The sequence below is a fragment of the Streptomyces sp. NPDC058751 genome, from assembly GCF_042746485.1.
Classification (GTDB): Bacteria; Actinomycetota; Actinomycetes; order Streptomycetales; family Streptomycetaceae; genus Streptomyces.
The window spans coordinates 1-19,960 of sequence record NZ_JBHYPZ010000015.1 but is presented as its reverse complement, the minus strand read 5'-3'; the positions used below and the strand labels follow the sequence as shown (position 1 = coordinate 19,960).

Here is a 19,960-nt window from a genome sequence, read left to right as displayed (position 1 = left end):
CGTCGTTGATCGGCCAGGGGGTGCGATCAGATGGAGATCTTCTTCACCGACCCGGAAGCGTTGGAAGCGGCCGGGGTGACCGATGCACAGAGGGCACTGGAACGGCACGGGTTGCATGCCGGTGCGCCGTTCATCATCAGTGATGACGGCAGCTACGACATACAGCTGAACCGCTTCCTGTGGTCCTTGCCCACCCTCGGGGTGAGGTCGGCGAACTCCTGGCGGGCGTACGCTCTCGATCTGCTGACCTGGGGGCGGTTCCTCCACGAACATCGCGGCAAGACCGTCTGGCAAGCCGACCGTGACGATGTGACGGCTTTCCACCGGGCCCGGCGCATCGCGTCCGACCCCACTCAGGTCATCTCGGCCTCCACCTGGAACCGGTCCGTCGCGGCCTTGGACAAGTTCTACACCTGGGCGGCGGACGAGGGTCTGATCGCGCGGACGCCGTTCAAGTACTACGAGAACTCACGGCGAACAGAATCCGGCCGGCAGGTGCCCGTCCGTAACAACCGCGCAGTGGAGAAAGCCGCCAAACGTGGGTCCGTCAAGTTCCTCTCCGTACCCCGGTATGCGGCTTTCCGCGATGTCGGACTGCGCGGTCAACAGCCGTCAGGAGCCGTCGATCCGTCCTTCCGTGGCCGTAATGCGGAACGCAACGTCGTCATGGCCGAGCTGCTGGTCACCACCGGCTTGCGCATCGAGGAGGCCGCATCGCTCTGCTGGCCGGAGCTTCCCGCCCCGGACCGCCAGGACGGAAAGAAGAATGTGCCGTTCGACCTGGCACCGCCCACCGCGAAAAGGGACAAGGGGCGCAGGATCCTGCTGCCGAACCGAGTCGTCGCGGCCCTGGCCGATTACATGGAGATCGAGCGGTCATTGGTGCTGGACCGCTGGAATGCCCGAGGTCGTCCACTGCCTGCCGATGCAGTGCTGGGGAGCCAACCCGACCGGCGGGGCGTACGGATGCGAACGAAGGACGGTCGGCTGCGAAGAGTTCCCTGGTCACGCGTGCCGCCGTCGATCCGGTCACGGCTCTTCCTCGTGGACGAGCAGGACCGTCTTCTCGGCCCTGCGTGTGTATGGCTCGGACAGGAAGCACGACCTGTGTCTCTGTCCGCCTGGGAGTCGGTGTTCGTGCGTGCCTCGGAGAGGTGCCGGACGTTCGGAGTCGATGTCACCACCACTCCTCATGTCCTCAGGCACACCTTCGCGGTGCACCTGCTGTCGGCGCTCATCCACGAACAGATCACCTCCGTGGACAAACCTCAGTCGGCGGATGGCGTGTACCGCCGGATCATCGGAGACCCCCTCGATCACCTGCGTCGACTGCTGGGGCACTCCTCGATCACGACGACGTACATCTACCTCGACTGCACCGACCAGGCGCAGTCCTTGATCGACGGTGCTGTGGACGCTTGGACGTCCGAGGTCGCCGCAACGGCGACTCAGGCATGGGGAGAGGGATCGTGGTAGGGCGGGGAAGGCGTCAGGCCCGGCTGAATGTGCCGGTGCGGCAGGCTGCCGAAACGGCTCTCACGGCGCTGGGGCCGCTGAGAATCGAAGTCAGGTTCCCGGACAACCGAGCAGCCGTGGTGGACTGGACCCGGGAACCTCAGCAGCGACTGCTGCGGTCTCTGGGCGCCGAGCTGGCAGCTTCGTGCGCCGTGGGCCAAGGCACGGGGTCACCGCATACGCTGCGGAATCGATCCCGCTCGTGCCGAGAATGGACGCGCTGGCTCGCATCGACCGAGAACGCGGAACTACGCGTGGGTGATCTCCTCCCGCGTCACCTGGACGGGTTCGAGAGCCATCTGCGCGAGAGGTATCCGGAGTCATCGCGCACTCCGTACTCGCGTATCGCCGACGTCGTATGGATCTTGCGGCGTTTACGCGACAAGGACGGCGGCCTGTCGCCAGCAATGGTTCGACGGCTCGCCCATACCTCGGCAGGTCCGGTCGGTTCGTACTCCCCTCGCGACGCCTATTCTCCGTACGTGGTGGAGCAGTTGCGCACTGCCGCACGCTCCGATGTCGACCGCGCCGTCCGGCGGCTGACGGTGGAAGGGCGGGCGCTCCTGGCCCAAGGACAGGACCCTCGGGTGGCAGGATGGGACTCCGATGCCAATGTGCTGTGGGAAATTCATCAGAGCCAGGGAAAGTTCACACGCAAAGAGCTGGCCAACCGGGTCGGTCAAGCCGTGGCGGACGAGCACTCCCCCGGGCGTCTCGCGCCCCTGCTCTACCCGACCAGCCGCGACCTGTTCGCATTGCTCCTTCTGTTCTGTCTCGAATCCGGCATGGAGTTGGAAGCAGCCAGAGAGCTGACCTCGGACTGCCTCAAGAACCCGAACCGCGGTTACGTGCAGGTTGAATACCTCAAGCGCCGCCGGCACGGCCAGGAATGGAACACGATCCGTGTCAGGGACGGCTCGCCCAACTCGCCCGGCGGGCTACTGCGGCTCGCCCTTCGACTCACAGCCTCCGTAAGGGAGTCCACCGGATCCACCGCCGTGTGGCAGTTCCGGACCAAGGATGGCGTCCTGGCAACCGGCTTGACCACAAGCGCGGTGACGCGCACGGCACCGAGCTTCGTCTCGGCACACAGCATCAGTGACAACGGCCGCCCTGTCGAACTGCGCCTGTCCCGGCTGCGAAAGACCTACAAAGCCGCTGTGTACAAGGTCACCGGCGGAAGGATGTCGGCTTTCGTGCAAGGCCACTCGCCTGATGTCGCCGCCGCGCACTACGCGGACATCCCCTCTCTGCGTGATCTGCATGAGCAGGCCGTGGCGGACGGCTTGCAAGACGCGCTCGACGAGGCCCGCACTCCCTCGGTCCTCACACCGGAGGACGAAGAACGTCTTGTTCAACAGCCCGCAGAGGCTCCGAAGTTGCTCGGAGTTTCACCAACAGAGGTCGGGCCGCTCCTGTCCGGCGACTCCGATCTGTGGCTGTCGTCCTGCCGTGACTTCTTCGACTCGCCATTCGGTACCAAGGGCAAAGCGTGCCCGGTGTCGTTCTTCAGCTGCCTCGGCTGCGGAAACGCTGTCATCACCCGGAGGAAGCTGCCGGCCATCTTGGCGTTCCTCAATCACATCGAGGCCGAACGAGCCAAAACGCCGGAAGCCGAATGGGCGGCCCGCTTCGGCAAGGCCCATCAGCAGATCCGGGAACTGATCCTGCCGAGGTTCAGCGAGAGCGACGTCCTCAGCGCCAAGGCGGTGGCCGAGTCCTCCGAGCCCCTCCTCTTCCTTCCCTCCAACCTGTTCGGAGGTCACTGATGCCCACGCAACCACTGCCACTCAGACCCGGCGCTGACCGACCCTGCGACACCGCACCCGTTCTGTCCGGACGCCTTCTCGTCGGCGGCCCGGCTCTCATGCCACGGTTCGGAGACGACGTCTGGAACATCGGTGTAGCTGGCTTTGCCGGAAACCGGTACGCCAGCGAGTTCCTGATCGACTTCAAGTCCCTCGGCCATCCCGTACGGCGCGAGGCCGCACGCGAGTTCCTCTTCTGGAGGCTCAACACTCGTCCGGGCCGTGGCCCCCTGCCTTCGATCTCGACGGTGGCAGCGGAATGGTGGAACCTGCGGTGCTTCTTCCGGTTCCTCGACACCGAGCACGAAGGCCTGCGTCTGGACGCGGTCACGCAACCGACTCTCGACTCCTACCTCGCTCACTGCCGCAGCGATGGGCTACTTCCGAGCAGCCTTCGTCATCGGCTCCAGGTGCTCTCCCGCCTGCACTTCGCAGCGCAGTCCGTCGTCACCGACGCGTTGGTCATCAACCCGTGGAACGGCCGTCCCCTCACCCGAGTCATCGGCGTCGAACCGACACGGAAGCACGAGAACGAGACCCCCCGCATCCCACCGAACGTGATCGGCCCATTGGTCCAGGCAGCGCTGTTCTACATCCGTACCGCGGCAAAGGACATCATCAACGCACGTGCCGAGCTCACGGAGCTGGAAGCCTCCGTCGAAGACATCCATGGACTGTCCCTCGATCGGCTTGAGCACTATCTCCACGGTCTGGCCGACGAGGGACGAGGAGTCCCCGTAGTGGACGGGGTCGGACGGCAAGTACACCTGGCCGGTGCGCCGGCCTACACATACGTCATGCGGAAGTCCGGAGCCGGCCGGGGAATCGCCGGAGGCGTCTACGACGAGCGTATCGATCGAGCACTGGAGCTACTGGGCCCCGAGCCCGGCGGTATGGACACTCCCATCGCACCTCACCCCCAGACCGGTCTCCTCTGGCGGGACAGATTCAGCCCCGCCGCTGTACCCCACGAGGAACGGCTTCTGCGAACCGCCTGTTACATCCTCATCGCCTATCTGTCCGGCATGCGTGACTCCGAGGTCAAGGAACTGCGGGACGGCTGTCACTTCACCGAGCGGAGTGCGGATGGTGTCGTCGTTCGCCACAAGGTGCGCTCGCAACTCGTCAAGGGCGGGCGCGGCACAGCGGAAAGCTGGGTGGTCATCGGGCCCGTTGCCGAAGCCATCGACGTCCTTCGGCAACTACCCCATCGTGACGCGCTGTTCTCTCGACCGGTCACCCGTGATCGGTATTCAACGATCACGGCCAACCGAATGAATGAGAACCTCAACAAATTCCGAGCACACTGCACGCGTATCGGCTTCCACGTGCCCGACGTGGATGGGGAACCCTGGAACCTCACCACCCGCCAGTTCCGCAGAACCGTGGCTTGGCACATCGCCCACCGCCCCTACGGCACGGTCGCGGGAATGATCCAGTACAAACACCTCTCCGTGGCCATGTTCGAGGGATACGCCGGGACATCGGCCTCGGGCTTCCGCGCGGAGGTCGCCGCCGAAGAAGCCATGGCGCGCTTGGCGGACATCGTGGAGCGCTACGAGGACTTCAAAGCCGGTGTCCGCTCATCCGCACCCGGCAGTACTCGGATCGACAACGAATTCGCGCGCGTGCGAGAGGAACTCCAGGACTTCCCCGGGCGAGTGGTCGACGAGCGCCGCCTCCACGCCATGCTCAGAACCTCGGCGAACACCCTGCACGTCGGAACGCTGAACGACTGCTACTACCAGCCCGAAACCGCCCTCTGCCGAACTGTTGGCGGTACGGACCAGCCCATGCTCAACAATTGCCGCCCGGATCGCTGCGGGAACTCGACCATCACGCCCCGGCATCGCAACGGGTGGGAATCAGCACGCGGAGACACCGAGCGTGCACTGGCCTTCGTGGGACTCTCCGATCTCCAGCGAACAGCTCTGCGAGAGCATCTCGACGACGTCACCAAAGTGATCGAGGGGATCGACCGTGCCAACGACTGACGCAACCGAAACAGCCCTCCGAGCGGCTTCCGAACGCCTGCTTCGAGGGGAGCCCACCCGTAGTGACGGTTCCCTGACTGTCGCCTCACTCGCCGTTGAAGCCGGCGTCAGCAGAGCCAGCGCCTACCGCTTCCCCCATGTTCTGGCGGAATTCCGAGACCTCGTAGCCGATCTAGAAGAAGCAGTTACACCCTCAGCCTCCCTCCGGCAGGAGGTCCAGGCGCTGAAGGGCGCCGAGCGCCGACTCCGCCAAGAGCATGCGCGCGAGGTGCGGGAGTTACGCTCCTCGATCAACGTCCTCGCACAGCAGGTTCAGCTCCTCACACTGGAGAACCAGCGTCTCTCCGAGGCAGCCGATCGAAGCGATCGCGTCACTCGCATCGATCGCCGCTGATCGATTCGGCCTGATGCGGCACGGTATCCCGCTTGCAGAAGGTGATCTCGATGGCCATCCTCGAAGGCGGCGATGCGCCGGCCCCCGCCCTACGCTCCCGATCACGAGATCGACCGCTGAGCAAGCATCGTCAACAACCACGGGAGCAACGTGCCACCTTTCGTCTACCGGATCACCAAGTACGACCCTGCCGACCGCGACGAGCACGGCAGCTACATCGGCGCTGAGGACTCGACCAGCGACCACGGACCGGTCGAGGCCGCATATCTGCAAGCAATTGCCGCCTTCGCCGAGGACACCGGCGTCGACCATCTGGCCATCCGTGAGCCGGGTATCTCCAGCCTTGCCCACTTCGGCCTGGAGCCGGCGATCGACGGCCACGGTCTTGCCGGGCTCTTCCCACCTGATCTCAGCGGGTTCCACGACGGTGCCGAGGTGCCCCTCTCCCTCGGCCTGGAGCTGGTCAGGGTCATGCTCCGCGACAACGGTGCCTGGTGCCACCTGGAGGCAGAGGACAAGTTCGACGTGCAGGTCGGTTGGGACCAGTACGTCTACGTCAGCAGCGACCAGCCCTGCGAGCGCGCCGTTGCCCATACCCGGGCTCTCGGTCTCTTCCCGGAGCGGCTGGCTGCCTCGCCCTACGACGCGGACTTCGACGAGCCCGGCGTGCAGCGGCCAGCCGACGAAGACTTTTGGGCCCTTCTACACTGGTCCATCGCCATGCGGCAAGCAGCGATATTGGAGGAGGGGTACCTTCACAATGCCTCCCGCTGGCATCGCCTCACCGAGGACACCCTCGACGCGGTACGCGCCCGGCTCACCCCTCGTGCCCAGTTGACCGTCTGGCCGGATTTGTCCACCGATGTCGAAGCGGTCCTCGCCTCGCTTCCCGACGAAGGTCCGGTGGAGTTCGTATGGGAGGACGAGAACGGGACCATCTCCAGCACGATGGCCGACGAGTCCGAGTACAGGGAACTCGCCGCCCGGGTGGCAGGCGCCCGTGCCGCTACGGCCCTGCCCTTGACCCTCGACGAACGCCACCCGCTGTTCACCGCGGTCCTGCCCGACAGCGATGGTGTTCTGCGCGCGCGGTGGAGAACCGATCCGACGCCGAGCGACCGGAACTGGGCCTTCCTGAAGACTCTCCGCCGCGGGCAGATCGTCACCGGGACGGTCACGAAGATCGCCAGCTTCGGTGTCACCTTCGTGGACATCGGCGGCTTCACCGCGATGATCAACGTTCCAGAGCTGTCCTGGAGGCACATCGATCACCCGTCCGACGTCGTCGCCGTCGGACAGGTGATCTCGGCCGAGGTCCTCGACGTCGACATGGCGAGAGAGCGCGTGCCGCTGTCCTTGAAGGCATTGCAGGACGACCCGATGCCGCAGTTCATCCAGCAGGTCGGCCAAGTCGTGACCGGTGTCGTGACCAAACTTGTGCCGTTCGGCGCCTTCGTTCGCATCGAGGACCGAGAGGACGGCCTCGAGGGACTCGTGCACAACACCGAGTTGTCCGAGGACCCCGCTGCCGACCCGGAGGACGTCATTCAGGTCGGCGCCTCTCTTGCCGTGAAGATTCTCGACGTCGACCCCACCCGGCGGCGCATCACTCTGTCCCACCTTCAGGCTCTCACGCACGGAGGGGCTTGACCCGTCCGAGCCGTCAGCTGCGCGGGATGACCGGCCAAGCCGACTCCACGACTGCCGTCGGGTTCGTGGTCCGCCGCAGGTACGCCTGCAAAGAGGCCGACTGCTCAGCCGCCGCTCGTACCTGGAGGTCGTGCAGGTCCGCCAGAGACATCGCCCCGATGGACTGGCGCTTCTCCCCTATACGTCGCACCACGCGAGCCGCAGCCACCGCGTCCGCTCTCGCATTGTGAGCGTCGTCGAGCGACACGCCGTAGTACGCGCACAGGGCGTGGAGGGCACGCGTGCCCTTCCGATACTTGTCGATGTGCTTGTCGATCACCAGGGGATCCACAACCGGCGAGGGAACGGCACCCAGCCGCTCACCGAGCGGCTCCAGCCCGTACCGCCGGCACTCACGGTCCAGCAGCGACAGGTCGTAGCGCGCGTTCATCACGACCAGAGGCGTCCCTGCCTGCAGGACCTCTGCGACAGCACGTGTGATTTCCTCGATGGCGAGCGAGGCCGGGACCCCCTGCTCCCGGGCGTGCTCCGTCGAGATGCCGTGGATCGCCGCGGCCTCTTCGGGTATCGCCACCCCGGGGTCGAGCAGCCAGGTCCGTTCCGTCGAGACGGCCCCGTCCAGCTCCAGGCGCACGACCGCCGCGGTGACTACGCGGTCGGTCTCGATGTCCGTGCCCGTGGTCTCCAGGTCGAAGGCCGCCAAAGGTCCAGTGATCCAGGTCATCACGCGGCCCCCACTCCAGCGCAGGCCGGAACCCGGAACACTTCCGGATGAGACATCTGAGACGCGGCTGAGGTGCGCGGATAAAAGGCCGCGTTGTACGCGACGACCGGGACGCCGGTGCGCCAGTAGGTGGCGAGGACGTCCGCCATCGCGTCGGCGACCTCGTCCGCGGGACGGCCCTCGGCGGTCGCGCGTTCATTGGTGATGCCGTGCACCGCCACGGCGTCGGCCGGGATCTCCACGCCCGGATCGGCCAGCCATTCGCGGCGGTCCAGCGGCTCGCCGTCCCTGACCTCTATCACGGCCCCCGTGACGATGCGCGACTCGCGCGGATCGGTGCCGGTCGTCTCCAGGTCGAAGCCGATCAGCAGCTCCCGGTGCCAGCCCATGGGCGGCCCCCCTTCTTCGTGGTGCTTTCCCCCAGTGGTCCCCACGATCGCACGAGCCACTGACAACCGGAGGATCGCGTTCCACTCGGCCGGAGGGGGCGCCCTTCAGGACACCGGACGCGAATCCGCCCAAGCCGCCTCGAACTCTTCGCGGTAAGTGGGGAAAAGCCCTTCTTCACCCATTTGGTCCGGCTTGAGCAGTCGGCTTCCGCCGCGCAGCACCAGCACCGGCGCCTCCATGCCCCGTGTCCGGCGCAGGTACGACTGGACGACCGCGATGCCGTCCGAGCCGTCCCCGTCCACGAGGTACGCGGTGAAGCGGGGCGTCTCGTCGTAGACCTGGATCGCGAAGGCGTCCGGGTCGCGCAGCCGGGACCGCACCCGCCGCATGTGCAGGATGTTCATCTCGACCGACCGGCTCAGCTCGCCGCGCTTGATGCCGAGCTCGCGCTCGCGCCGCTTGACCGCGCTGGACGCGGGGTTCAGGAACAGCAGCCGGGTGCGGCAGCCGGACTCGGCGAGCCGGACCAGCCGGCGCCCGGAGAAGTTCTGCACCAGCAGGTTCAGGCCGATGCCGATCGCGTCGAGCCGGCGGGCGCCGCCGAAGAGGTCTTCGGCGGGGAACTGGCGCAGCAGCCGCACCCGGTCGGAGTGCACTCCGACGACGTCCGCGTAGCGGTCCCCCACGAGGTCCTCGACGGCGTCCACGGGCAGCCTGCGCGCGGAGGGCACGTCGCTCCCGGCGCCGAGGATCTCCAGGAGCCTCGCCGCGGCCCGCTCGGCCTGGTTCAGGACGGCCTCGGACAGAGCGCGGTTGCGCGACACGACGTTCCGGGTCACTTCCAGCTCGTCCAGGGCGAGTTCGACGTCCCTGCGTTCGTCGAAGTACGGCTCGAAACACGGCCAGTGCTGCACCATCAGCTCGCGCAGCTGGGGCAACGTGAGGAAACTCAGCACGTTGTCGTCGGCCGGATCGAGCAAGTACCCCTTGCGGCGGCTGACTTCGCGCACCGCGACGGCCCGCTGCACCCATTCCTGGCCGGCCGGACCCGCCGCGGCGACCACCCAGTCGTCGCCGTGGACGGGTTCGTAGACGGGCCGGAGAACAGCGGCCACGACCGCGCGCAGCCGCTGTTCGACCAGGTTCAGCCAGATGTAGGCGCGCCCGGCCCGCTGGGCACGGGTGCGCACCTCGCTCCAGGCGTCGGCGCCCCAGTCCAGTTCCGGTCCGATGGATCCCATTTCCATCGGCCGTGCCAGGGACACCGCGCCGGGCGGGACATCCGTGGAGTTCCCCTCGTGACCCTCGTCACCAGGAGGCAGCTCCAGCCCTCCCGAGCCCACCCGTGCACCGCCTTCCGCTCCCCCGAGCACTCCCCAGGGGCCAGGCCCCAATCAACGATCAAGGAAGGGTACTCCGGGAGCGGCGAGCGGTGCAGCCCGATGCGCATGTCGTTTCCCAACTACCGTGATTCGACATTCCCGTTCTGGTCCGCGAGCTCCGCCGGAGTGAGCGGGTTCATGGCGGTGACGTCACGCGGGGCGAGGGAGAATCCCTGCCAGTGGACCGGCATCGGCTGCTGGTCCTCGTCCCGGGCGATGTGGTGGAACCCCGAGTTGACCCAGACCACGGGGTGGGTGAGCGTCTGTCCGTCGATCCACTTGTCGACGGACTTGCCGTGCCCGGCACCGCAGTTGGGCAGGTTGTCGCTCGAGAACTGCTCACACTTGTTGTACTCGGTGAAGTAGACGTCGTGCTTGGTGAAGGGGCGGCCGGGGTACTTGGTGGTCGCGCCCGGGACGATCTCGTACGAGCGTGCGTGATTGTCCTTGTTCTTGCCGGAGTTGCTGACGATGCGCCACCAGCGCATGTTCTTGGCGTCGCCGGCGAGTTCCTTGCCGACCTTGGTGACCGTGGTCTTGTTGCTCGGGGCCTCCTGGCCCCGCGCGGGCGGGCTGACCACCGAGTCGTACTGTTCGACCTTCGTCTTGGACGAGCCGTCCAGGCCGAAGTTGAGCCGCCAGAAGATGTTGTGGCTGTGGCTCGTGGCGTAGTCCTTGGCGCCCTTGCCGAGCGGCCAGCCGCGGCCGTCGCCCGCGTCGTAGTCACCGGGCGAGAGGCTGCCGGTGGCGCCGACGTTCATGTTGAGGGTGCCGTCGTCCTGGAAGCGCCACTCGGTGATGTACTCGTACCAGCCGACCTTGTTGACCGTGTAGATCAGCAGGTCCTTGCCCTGCTTCTGGAAGACCTTGTTCCCGGTGTCGGCCTCCATGCGGTAGGCGTGGCCGCGTGAACGGGTCGTGGTGCAAAGGCCCTTGACGTTCGCGTGCTGCGGGTCCCAGGCGTCGGGGACCTTGACCGTCTTGATGGCGCCGCCGGGGCACTCGGCGGGGGTCATGTCGACCAGGCCCTGGCCGAAGCCGGCGCCGGTCAGGTCGTTGTACTCGACCGAGCCGTCGTCGTAGGGGACGTGGATCTGGGCGAGCTTGGCGGTGTTCAGGATCTTGATCGGCTGGGCCTCGCCGGGAGGCTGGTAGGAGATGTCCTCCAGGACGAGGCCGGCCTCGCTCTCGTAGTGCCAGCACATCCGCCAGGTGGTGCCGGTGGAGAGCTTCTGTTCGATCCGGTACGCGGCGCTGCAGTCGGGTGCCGGGGCGGGCGCGGACCTGGGCTGGGCGACGGCGGGCCCCGCGGCCGTCGTCGCGCCGGCGGCCAGGGCGAGCGCCGAGAGGCCCACGGCGGCGCGGCTGCGGGCACGGCTGTTTCTGTTGACGCGCATGAAGAGACGACTCCTTGCGGAAAGCTGTGAAGGCGGTAAGGGAAGAGGGGCGGCGCTCAGCCGAGCTTGCCGACCTTGCGGGCACTCAGGTCGATCACCAGGTCACGGCTGTCGATCCAGGGCCCGTTCTTGACCTTCGGGAAGAGCCGGACGCACCGGTGCTCGCCGCAGGCGCCGAGGACGGCGGGCTGGGCACCGGGGGTCGCGCGGTAGACCATGCTGTTCAGCATCAGCTGGCCGGGCGAGGTGAGTTCCTTGCCGGTCGCGTCCTTGTAGTCGGCCTTCAGGCCGGCGCCCAGCGGGTCGGCGATCAGCAGCTCGGCCGCCTCGGTCATCTCGTCACGGCTGATCGGCGGCTGTACGCCGTGCTGGACGCCCGTCTGCTCGACCTTCCCGGTGTCGAGGTCGACGGTCTTGGTGACGAGCGTGTCGTCCTTGTAGTCGTAGAACCTGATGTCGGCGCGGCGCGGCGCGTCCGGGTTGTCCAGGTCCGCCGCGTCGGGCTCGGCGAGATCGATCCCGATGCGCTGCGGTCCGCGCGCGCCCTCGACGTTCTCGCTGGAGTTGAAGAGCTGCCGGTTCACCGCGATCCGCTCGGCGCGCCGCATCTCGTCGTCGGTCAGCGGGTCACGGCCCTTGCCCTTCTGCCCCTCGGCAGGCGCCCGCTCGACGACGCCGGGCCGCACGACGCCGCCCTGACCGCTGCTCCCGCCGTCCTGGCCGTCCTGTGCCGCCTGCTGCGCGGTCCCGCCGGCCTGGAGGCCCCCGCCGGATTCCTCGGCTCCCGCCGACCCCGGCAGGGTGATCCCGATCATCACGGCCGTCCCGGCCACCGCGATGGCCGCACCCGCCACCACCTTGCCCAGGTGGCGGTGCACTATCTTGCGCACGTTTCCCCCCACTCCTCCCACATCCCCAGGAGTCGTTCGAGTCCCACTGGTTCGGCATAAGAGATATGCCTGGTCGCGGGGTAAGAGGGATGTAAGCCGTGTGAGGTTCCATCACTTTCGGGAAGACTCGGACTCGGACTCGCCCCCAGGGGCACGGAACTACGGGAAGAGTCATATCCATGCAGGTCTGGCCTGGCGAGGCGTATCCACTCGGTGCCACGTACGACGGCGCCGGCACCAATTTCGCGGTCTTCTCGGAGGCCGCCGACCGCATCGAGCTGTGCCTTCTGCACGACGACGGCTCGGAGACCGCGGTGGAACTGCGGGAGACCGACGCGTTCGTGCGCCACGCGTACCTGCCCGGCGTCATGCCCGGACAGCGGTACGGCTTCCGGGTGCACGGGCGGTACGCGCCCGAGCGCGGGCAGCGCGCCAACTCGGCGAAGCTGCTGCTCGACCCGTACGCGCGTGCGATCGCGGGCTCCGTGCGCTGGGGCGAGGAGGTGTACGGCTATCCGTTCGGGTCGCCCGACAGGCGCAACGACCTCGACTCGGCGCCGCACACCATGTCGTCGGTCGTGGTCAACCCGTACTTCGACTGGGGCGACGACCGGCGCCCCCGTACGGAGTACCACCACACGGTGATCTACGAGGCCCACGTGAAGGGCCTCACGATGCTGCACCCGGCCCTCCCGGACGAGCTGCGCGGCACGTACGCGGCCCTCGCCCATCCGGCGATCATCGAACACCTGACGGAACTGGGCGTCACGGCCCTGGAGCTGATGCCCGTACACCAGTTCGTCAACGACCACCGTCTGTCCGACATGGGCCTCAGCAACTACTGGGGCTACAACACGATCGGCTTCTTCGCCCCGCACAACGCGTACGCGTCCTGGGGCGACCGGGGCCAGCAGGTGCTGGAGTTCAAGTCGGCCGTCCGGGCGCTGCACGAGGCCGGCATCGAGGTCATCCTCGACGTGGTCTACAACCACACGGCCGAGGGCAACCACCTGGGCCCGACGCTCTCCTTCCGGGGCCTCGACAACGCCTCGTACTACCGGCTGACGGGCGACCCCCGCTACTACATGGACACCACGGGCACCGGGAACTCCCTGCTCATGCGGTCCCCGCACGTCCTGCAACTGATCATGGACTCGCTGCGCTACTGGGTCACCGACATGCACGTGGACGGCTTCCGCTTCGACCTCGCGGCCACGCTGGCGCGCCAGTTCCACGAGGTGGACCGGCTGTCGTCGTTCTTCGACCTCGTCCAGCAGGACCCGGTGGTCTCCCAGGTGAAGCTGATCGCCGAGCCCTGGGACGTGGGCGAGGGCGGCTACCAGGTGGGCAACTTCCCGCCCCTGTGGACGGAGTGGAACGGCAAGTACCGCGACACCGTGCGGGACATGTGGCGCGGTGAGCCGCGCACACTGGCGGAGTTCGCCTCCCGGCTGACCGGCTCGTCCGACCTCTACCAGGACGACGGACGCCGTCCGCTCGCCTCCATCAACTTCGTGACCTGCCACGACGGCTTCACCCTGAACGACCTCGTGTCGTACAACGACAAGCACAACCAGGCCAACGGCGAGGACAACCGGGACGGCGAGAGCCACAACCGCTCCTGGAACTGCGGCACCGAGGGCGAGACGGACGACCCGGACGTGCTGGCGCTGCGGGCCCGCCAGCGGCGCAACTTCATCGCCACCCTGATGCTCTCCCAGGGCGTGCCGATGCTCAGCCACGGCGACGAGTTCGCGCGCTCCCAGGGCGGCAACAACAACGCCTACTGCCAGGACAGCGAACTGGCCTGGGTGCCGTGGCCGGAGGAGGACTGCGAGCTCCTCGCCTTCACGCGCGCGATGGTGTGGCTGCGCCGGGACCACCCCGTCTTCCGGCGGCGGCGCTTCTTCCACGGACGGCCCGTCCAGGGCACCCACGACGAGCTCTCCGACATCGCGTGGTTCACCCCGGAGGGCCAGGAGATGACCCAGCGCGACTGGGGTTCCGCGCAGGCCCGGGCGCTCTCCGTGTTCCTCAACGGCAACGCGATCTCCGAACCGGGCCCCCGCGGGGAGCGCATCTGCGACGACTCGTTCCTGCTGATGTTCAACGCCTCCCCCGAGCCCCTGGAGTTCGTCGTACCGGTCGACCACGGCCGCCAGTGGCAGGTCGTCGTCGACACCTCCCTCCCGGAGGGGGTGGCCCCGGGCACGGGCGCGAAGGTCACGGCGGGCGACCGGCTCACCCTGGTCGACCGGAGCATGACCGTGCTCCAGCGACCCGCGTAGGACGTGTCCGCGAAGCCCCGCCCGGCGACGCCCGGCACGCTCCAGGACGGCCTCCCTCCCCGGCGCGCGGCCGGGGAGGGAGGGGCCGCGCGTGCCCTTCCGCGGGCGCAGGTGACAGAAATCCGGCCGGACGGGTACGTAGAGTCGCATGACCCCTGAGCGCCCCGAACCGGCGATCGCGGACTCGGTCGTCCCCCGCCCGGTCGCCCCCGTCGTGCCGACCGCCACCTACCGGCTCCAGCTCCAGCCGGAGTTCCCGTTCCGCCGCGCCGAGGCGGCCGTGCCCCATCTGGCCTCGCTCGGCGTCTCCCACCTGCACCTGTCCCCCGTCCTGGAGGCCGTCCCCGGCTCGGCCCACGGCTACGACGTGGTGGACCACGCGCGCGTACGGGCCGAACTGGGCGGCGAGGAGGGGCTGCGCTCCCTGGCCCGCACCGCCCGGGAGCACGGCCTCGGGCTCGTCGTGGACATCGTGCCGAACCACATGGCGATGGCCCCCCGCCACAACCGCGCCCTGTGGGAGGTCCTGCGCGAGGGCCCCGGGTCGCCGTACGCGCGCTGGTTCGACATCGACTGGGCCGCCCATGGGGGCCGGCTGCTGCTGCCGGTGCTCGGGGACCGCCTCGGCGCCGAGATCGGCCAGCTCAAGGTCGACGGCGACGTACTGCGCTACTACGACCACGTGTTCCCGCTGCGCGAGGGCACCGCGGGACTGCCGATGCCCCAGCTCCTGGACGCCCAGTGCTACCGCCCCGTGTGGTGGCGGCTGGCCCGCACCGAACTCAACTACCGGCGCTTCTTCAGCATCTCGGAGCTCATCGGCGTGCGCGTCGAGGAACCCGAGGTGTTCGCGGCGACCCACGCGAAGATCCTGGAGCTCGTCGCCGACGGGGTGATCGAGGGACTGCGCGTCGACCACCCGGACGGGCTGGCGGACCCGGACGCCTATCTGCGCCGGCTGCACGAGGCCACCGGCGGCTGCTGGACGGTCGTCGAGAAGATCCTCGCGGACGGCGAGCCGCTCCCGCCCGCGTGGCCCGTGGCGGGCACCACCGGCTACGACGCGCTGCGGCACGTCGACGGCCTCTTCACGGACGGGGCGGGCGCCAGCCGGCTGCTCGGCCGCTACCGGCGCTTCGCGGGCCCTCAGGCCGACCTGGGCGGCCACTGGGAGAGCACGGCGCGCCGGGCGGCGTACGAGGTGATCACGCACGAACTGGCCGCGGAGGCCGACCGTCTCACCCTCGAGGTGAGCGAGCTGTGCGCCGACTCCCCCGATCCCGCCGCCCGCGACCACGCCCCCTGGGCCCTGGGCACCGCGCTGCGCGAGCTCCTGGTCCGGATGGAGGTGTACCGGCCCTACCCGTCCACGGACGCGTCCCTGGTGGTCACCGAGCAGGCCGCCGCCGAGGCCAGGTCCGCGTTCCGGGTGCCCGAGGAGGCGCACGCCGTGGACGTCGTACGGGACCTGCTGCTCGGCCGGGACGGCGACGGGCCCGAGAAGGCCGCCTTCCGGGCCCGGTTCGCGCAGACCTCGTCGGCGCTGCGGGCCAAGTCGGTGGAGGACACGGCGTTCTACCGCTACGTGCCGCTGCTGTCGGCGAACGAGGTGGGCGGCGACCCGGGCAGTCCCGCGGTGTCCCCGGACGACTTCCACGCCCACTGCGCGCGCGTGCAGCGCGACCGGCCCGCCACCGGGACCGTCCTGTCGACCCACGACACGAAGCGCAGCGCGGACGTGCGCACCGCCGTCGCCGTCCTCACCCAGTGCCCGGAGGCCTGGTCCGAGGTCCTGGCGGAGGTGACCGGCGAAGGGCTGGGAACCCCCGACCCGCAGCTGGCGTGGGCCGCGTGGCAGACGGTGTTCGGGCTCGGCCCGGCCACCGGCGGGGACGGGTCCGAGGTCTACGCGCAGCGGGTCCGGGACGCCCTGCTGAAACACGTCAGGGAGGCCGGGACGCGCACCGCCTGGACCGAGCGCGATCCCGCGTACGAGGACGCGGTGACGGCGTTCGTCGCCGACGGGCCGTGCGGGCCCCCCGGACGGCACGTGGCCGCCCTGCGGGCCTCGCTGGCACCGCACGTGCGGGCGAACGTCCTGGGGGCCGCCCTGGTCCATCTGACGATGCCCGGCGTGCCGGACGTGTACCAGGGCACCGAGGACGAGTACCGGGCGCTGGTGGACCCGGACAACCGTGGGACGTTCGTGCCGCACGAGCCGTCCGCGGAGAAGCCGGCGCTCACGGCCGCCGCGCTGCGGCTGCGCGCCCGGCGGCCCGGCGTCTTCGGCGCCTCGGCGACGTACGCGCCGCTGCGCGCCGAGGGGCCGGCGGCGGAGCACTGCGTGGCGTTCGTGCGGTCGGGAGAGGTGGTCACGGCCGTCACCCGGCTGTCGCTGGGACTCGCCGAGGCCGGCGGATGGCGCGACACCGTCCTCTCGCTCCCCGACGGGCGGTGGGCCGACGTGCTCCCCTCCGGTGGTGCGCAGCGGGAGTTCACGGGGCACGCGCGCGTGGCGGACCTCTTCGCGAGGTCGCCCGTCGTGCTGCTGGAGCGCGTCAGCCCGGGCACACCGGAAGGGTCCGGGGAGAGCGGCTGACCAGGCCCTCGGCGCGCGGCCGGGGCCCGGGGGCACGGCGCAGGCCCGGCAGCGCGGTCAGCAGGGCGCGCAGGCCGGCCTCCGCCGTCAGCCGGGCCAGCGGCGCGCCGGGGCAGTGGTGCGGTCCCGGGCCGTGGGCGAGGTCGCCCGGGTCCGCCCGGAAGACGTCGTAGCGGTCCGGGTCGGCGAACCGCGCCGGATCGCGGCCCGCCGCGCCGAGCAGACACGCGACGGTGGCGCCCGCGGGTACCGGGCCGATCCGTTCGAGCGCCCGGCGGGGCACGATCTGCAGCGGCGGGTCGCGGCGCAGCGACTCGGCCCAGGCCGCGCCCGCCAGCTCGGGGCGGTCGCGGACCAGGCCGAGCTGGCCCGGGTGGTCGAGGAGGTTGGCGAGGAACGAGGCGAGGGAGCGCGCGGTCGTCTCGCCGGCCGCGCCCAGCACGGTCCCGGCGAGTTCGGTCACGGTCTCGTCCGGCAGCGGGTGTCCGCCGGGGCGGGCCGTGCACAGGACGGACAGCAGGTCGTCACCGGGGCGGTCCCGGCGGCGGAGCAGGTGGGGCCGCAGGTAGGCGTCGAGTCCGGGGCGGTGACCGCCGAGGTGGTCGAGTCCCGTCCGGCACCAGGCGTGTACGCGCGCGGTGTCCTCGTACGGCAGTCCGAGCGCGGTGACGGCCGCGGCGACGGGCAGCCACTGGCAGAACTCGGCGACGAGGTCGGCCTCCCGGCGGGCCGCCAGCCGGCTCGCCAGGACGTGTGCGGCGCGCTCGACGGCCGCCCGCAACGTGGCCGACATGCGCTCCCGCAGCGCCGGGGACACGAGGTCCCGGTACGCGCCGTGGGCCGGGACGGGGCCGGGTGACGGCGCGACGAGCCGCGGGTCCGCGAGCGCGGCGCGCACGTCGGCGTACCTGCTGATCAGCCAGGCGCCGAACGGCTCGTCGTGGACGAGGGGGAAGTTTCCGCGCAGGGTGCGGTAGAGGGGCTGGGGATCACGCTCGGTCCCCGGGTCGAGCAGGCTCGCGGGGGCGCCCACGCGCGCGGACGCCCCGCCTGGCGGTGTGTAGGGCCCTGCGGGACGGGCCGGGGCGGGGGCGAACGGGATCGTCGCGGTGAACGGGGGCGGCACGGCCGGGGCCGGTGGGACCGTGGGGGTCGCCGTCCGGGGGCCTTCGCCGGGAAGGTCGTACGGGCACAGCACCGCGGGTCACCGCCTCGGGCCTGCGCGCCGGACCCGCGCGCGGTCGCTCCAAGTCGACCACCGCCCGCCCTGGACCGCAGTTCCCGTACACCCGGACGAGTGAATCGTGTACGCCACACCGGTTCGGCCGCCCGCGGCGCGCGCGTCCGCCGGCCGGATCCTTCCCGTCGCCGCGCCCCTGGACGTCCGCCCCGGTTCTCCGCAGGCCTGCGGGACGCGGTCCGCTCCGGACGGGAGGGCCCGCGCACCTTCCGCCGCCCGTTGCCGACGGAAAATGCCACCTGGGCTCCCTTCCGGGCGCGCCGACACGTCCTTGACAGTTCCCCGAGACCGTGGAGTACTGCCAAAAGCGACGCAGGGCGGACAAGTCGGGGGTGAGTCATCTGCCGGAGTTGCGCTACCCCAGTGTGACCGAAATCGTCTCGTCCGCCCGGGCGCTGGCGGCCCACCGGCCCGACCTGTGCGTCCTGCGGCAAGTGGGCGCCTCCCGCGCGGGCAGACCCCTCCACCTGCTGTCCGTCGGCCACGCCCGGAGCGCGGTGCTCGTCGTGGCGGGGGCCCACGCCAACGAACCGACGGGCGGCTCGACACTGCTGTCCCTGGCCGAACGCGTGCTGTACCGGCGGGAGTTGCGCAGGGACACCTCCTGGCACTTCCTGCTCTGCGCGGACCCCGACGGGGCGAGCCTCCATGTGACGCCCGCGCCGCGGACCCTCCTCGACTACCACCTGGGCTTCTTCCGCCCGGCCGGACCCGAGCAGCCGGAGTGGTCGCCCTCCGTCCTGCCCCCCGACCGGCTGCCGCCGGAGACGCGGGCGCTGACCCGGGTCATCGACGAAGTGCGGCCCTACCTCCAGGTGACGCTGCACGGGACCGATCTGGGCGGCAGCTGGGTGCAGTTGACCAAGGACGTCCCGGGTCTCGCGGAGCCGTTCGCCAAGTCCGCGGCGGAGCTGCGCATCCCGGTCGAGACGGCCGCCTCGGACGCCGCGGGCTGGCCCGCCTCGGGACCCGGGGTGCACGTGATGCCGGCGCCGGGCTCGGACACCGCGTACCCGAGCATGCCGGACGACGCCCGGCACAGCACCTGGTACCACGCCCATCGGTACGGCGGTCTGACGGCCGTCGTGGAGGTGCCGATGTGGGCTGGCGACCTGGTGGACGACCCCGCGCCGCACCCGGCGCCCGCGGCGGCGATGCGCCGGCTGGCCCACCGGCTGGTGACGGACGCGGACCAGGTGGAGGCGGTGCTCGGGAGGGCCCTGCCCCGGCTGCGGGGACCCGACGGGCCCCTGCTGCGGGCCTCGAAGTGGGCCCTGGAACTGGTGCCGGGCCTCGCCGCGGACTGGTCGCAGCCGCCCCCCGCGGACACGACGATGGCGTACGTCGGCAGTGTGGACGCGTTCGGGCGGCGGATCCCGCTGCGGGCCGCGGCGATGCTGCTGCGCGTCCTCCGGGAGGCCGGCGACCACGAGGCGCCCCGTCTGGAAGCGCTGGTCGCCGGCTGGAGCGACGCCTTCGCCGAGCGCTTCCGCGCGCGCTGGGTGCCGCTGGAGAACCAGGTCGAACACCAGGCCCGTACGGTGATGGCCGCCGCCCGCCACGCGCGCTAGGGCCTGTCGTCAAATTCCCGTCATCGCCCGAAGGGCGGCCTCGCGGCGTCTGGTGCGTGCTCTGGGGGTCCCCCCGGCCGAAGGCTGGGGGAGTGCCGGGCGGAAGTCCTCGTACTGG

The 19,960-nt window shown here is 69.8% G+C and carries 12 protein-coding genes and 1 pseudogene; 7 read left to right on the top strand and 6 right to left on the bottom strand.

Features of this window, described 5'->3' with window-relative positions; all coding sequences use genetic code 11:
- Positions 1-30 precede the first annotated feature (30 nt).
- The 4 genes from ACFW6B_RS16065 to ACFW6B_RS16050 all read left to right on the top strand — a co-directional run bounded on the left by ACFW6B_RS16065 (position 31) and on the right by ACFW6B_RS16050 (position 7,361).
- Complete coding sequence (locus ACFW6B_RS16065) at positions 31-1,476, top strand: tyrosine-type recombinase/integrase (protein ID WP_386596287.1); 1,446 nt, start codon at positions 31-33, stop codon at positions 1,474-1,476.
- A gap of 293 nt (positions 1,477-1,769) precedes the next feature.
- Complete coding sequence (locus ACFW6B_RS16060) at positions 1,770-3,284, top strand: hypothetical protein (RefSeq protein WP_386596285.1); 1,515 nt, start codon at positions 1,770-1,772, stop codon at positions 3,282-3,284.
- Positions 3,284-5,317: a hypothetical protein gene (locus ACFW6B_RS16055; protein ID WP_386596283.1), complete on the top strand. Its 2,034-nt coding sequence runs from the start codon at positions 3,284-3,286 to the stop codon at positions 5,315-5,317. The genes ACFW6B_RS16060 and ACFW6B_RS16055 overlap by 1 nt, the downstream gene beginning before the upstream one ends.
- A 544-nt stretch (positions 5,318-5,861) precedes the next feature.
- Positions 5,862-7,361 (top strand): S1 RNA-binding domain-containing protein, encoded by a 1,500-nt coding sequence (locus ACFW6B_RS16050; RefSeq protein WP_386596281.1) that lies wholly within the window; start codon positions 5,862-5,864, stop codon positions 7,359-7,361.
- 13 nt (positions 7,362-7,374) lie between these two features.
- Here ACFW6B_RS16050 and ACFW6B_RS16045 read toward each other — a convergent pair whose 3' ends face one another.
- From ACFW6B_RS16045 to ACFW6B_RS16025, 5 genes and pseudogenes are all read right to left on the bottom strand, one after another.
- The gene (locus tag ACFW6B_RS16045) at positions 7,375-8,085 is read right to left on the bottom strand and encodes a 3'-5' exonuclease (protein WP_386596279.1); all 711 of its coding nucleotides are present in this window, start codon (positions 8,083-8,085) and stop codon (positions 7,375-7,377) included.
- Positions 8,086-8,168: 83 nt separating this feature from the next.
- Positions 8,169-8,474, bottom strand: a pseudogene (locus ACFW6B_RS16040) (exonuclease domain-containing protein); the annotation flags it as partial.
- A gap of 105 nt (positions 8,475-8,579) precedes the next feature.
- A complete protein-coding gene (locus tag ACFW6B_RS16035) occupies positions 8,580-9,818 on the bottom strand; it encodes an SAV2148 family HEPN domain-containing protein (protein WP_386596277.1) in 1,239 nt (412 codons plus the stop codon).
- A gap of 119 nt (positions 9,819-9,937) precedes the next feature.
- Entirely contained in the window at positions 9,938-11,254 is a 1,317-nt protein-coding gene (locus ACFW6B_RS16030) for a copper amine oxidase (protein ID WP_386596275.1), read from the bottom strand.
- A 56-nt stretch (positions 11,255-11,310) separates the two neighbouring features.
- A complete protein-coding gene (locus ACFW6B_RS16025; RefSeq protein ID WP_386596273.1) occupies positions 11,311-12,144 on the bottom strand; it encodes a Tat pathway signal sequence domain protein in 834 nt (277 codons plus the stop codon).
- A 179-nt stretch (positions 12,145-12,323) separates the two neighbouring features.
- On the opposite strand from ACFW6B_RS16025, the gene glgX reads away from it, so the two are divergent.
- Complete coding sequence (gene glgX, locus ACFW6B_RS16020; RefSeq protein ID WP_386596271.1) at positions 12,324-14,432, top strand: glycogen debranching protein GlgX; 2,109 nt, start codon at positions 12,324-12,326, stop codon at positions 14,430-14,432.
- A gap of 148 nt (positions 14,433-14,580) precedes the next feature.
- Positions 14,581-17,031, top strand: coding sequence for a malto-oligosyltrehalose synthase (gene treY, locus ACFW6B_RS16015; protein WP_386596269.1), 2,451 nt, complete (start codon positions 14,581-14,583; stop codon positions 17,029-17,031).
- Here the strand turns inward: treY and ACFW6B_RS16010 are convergent.
- Positions 16,991-18,064 (bottom strand): cytochrome P450, encoded by a 1,074-nt coding sequence (locus ACFW6B_RS16010; protein WP_386596267.1) that lies wholly within the window; start codon positions 18,062-18,064, stop codon positions 16,991-16,993. The two genes, treY and ACFW6B_RS16010, sit on opposite strands and share 41 nt — an antisense overlap.
- 539 nt (positions 18,065-18,603) lie before the next feature.
- On the opposite strand from ACFW6B_RS16010, the gene ACFW6B_RS16005 reads away from it, so the two are divergent.
- Complete coding sequence (locus tag ACFW6B_RS16005) at positions 18,604-19,842, top strand: M14 family zinc carboxypeptidase (protein ID WP_386596265.1); 1,239 nt, start codon at positions 18,604-18,606, stop codon at positions 19,840-19,842.
- The last annotated feature ends 118 nt before the right edge of the window (positions 19,843-19,960 follow it).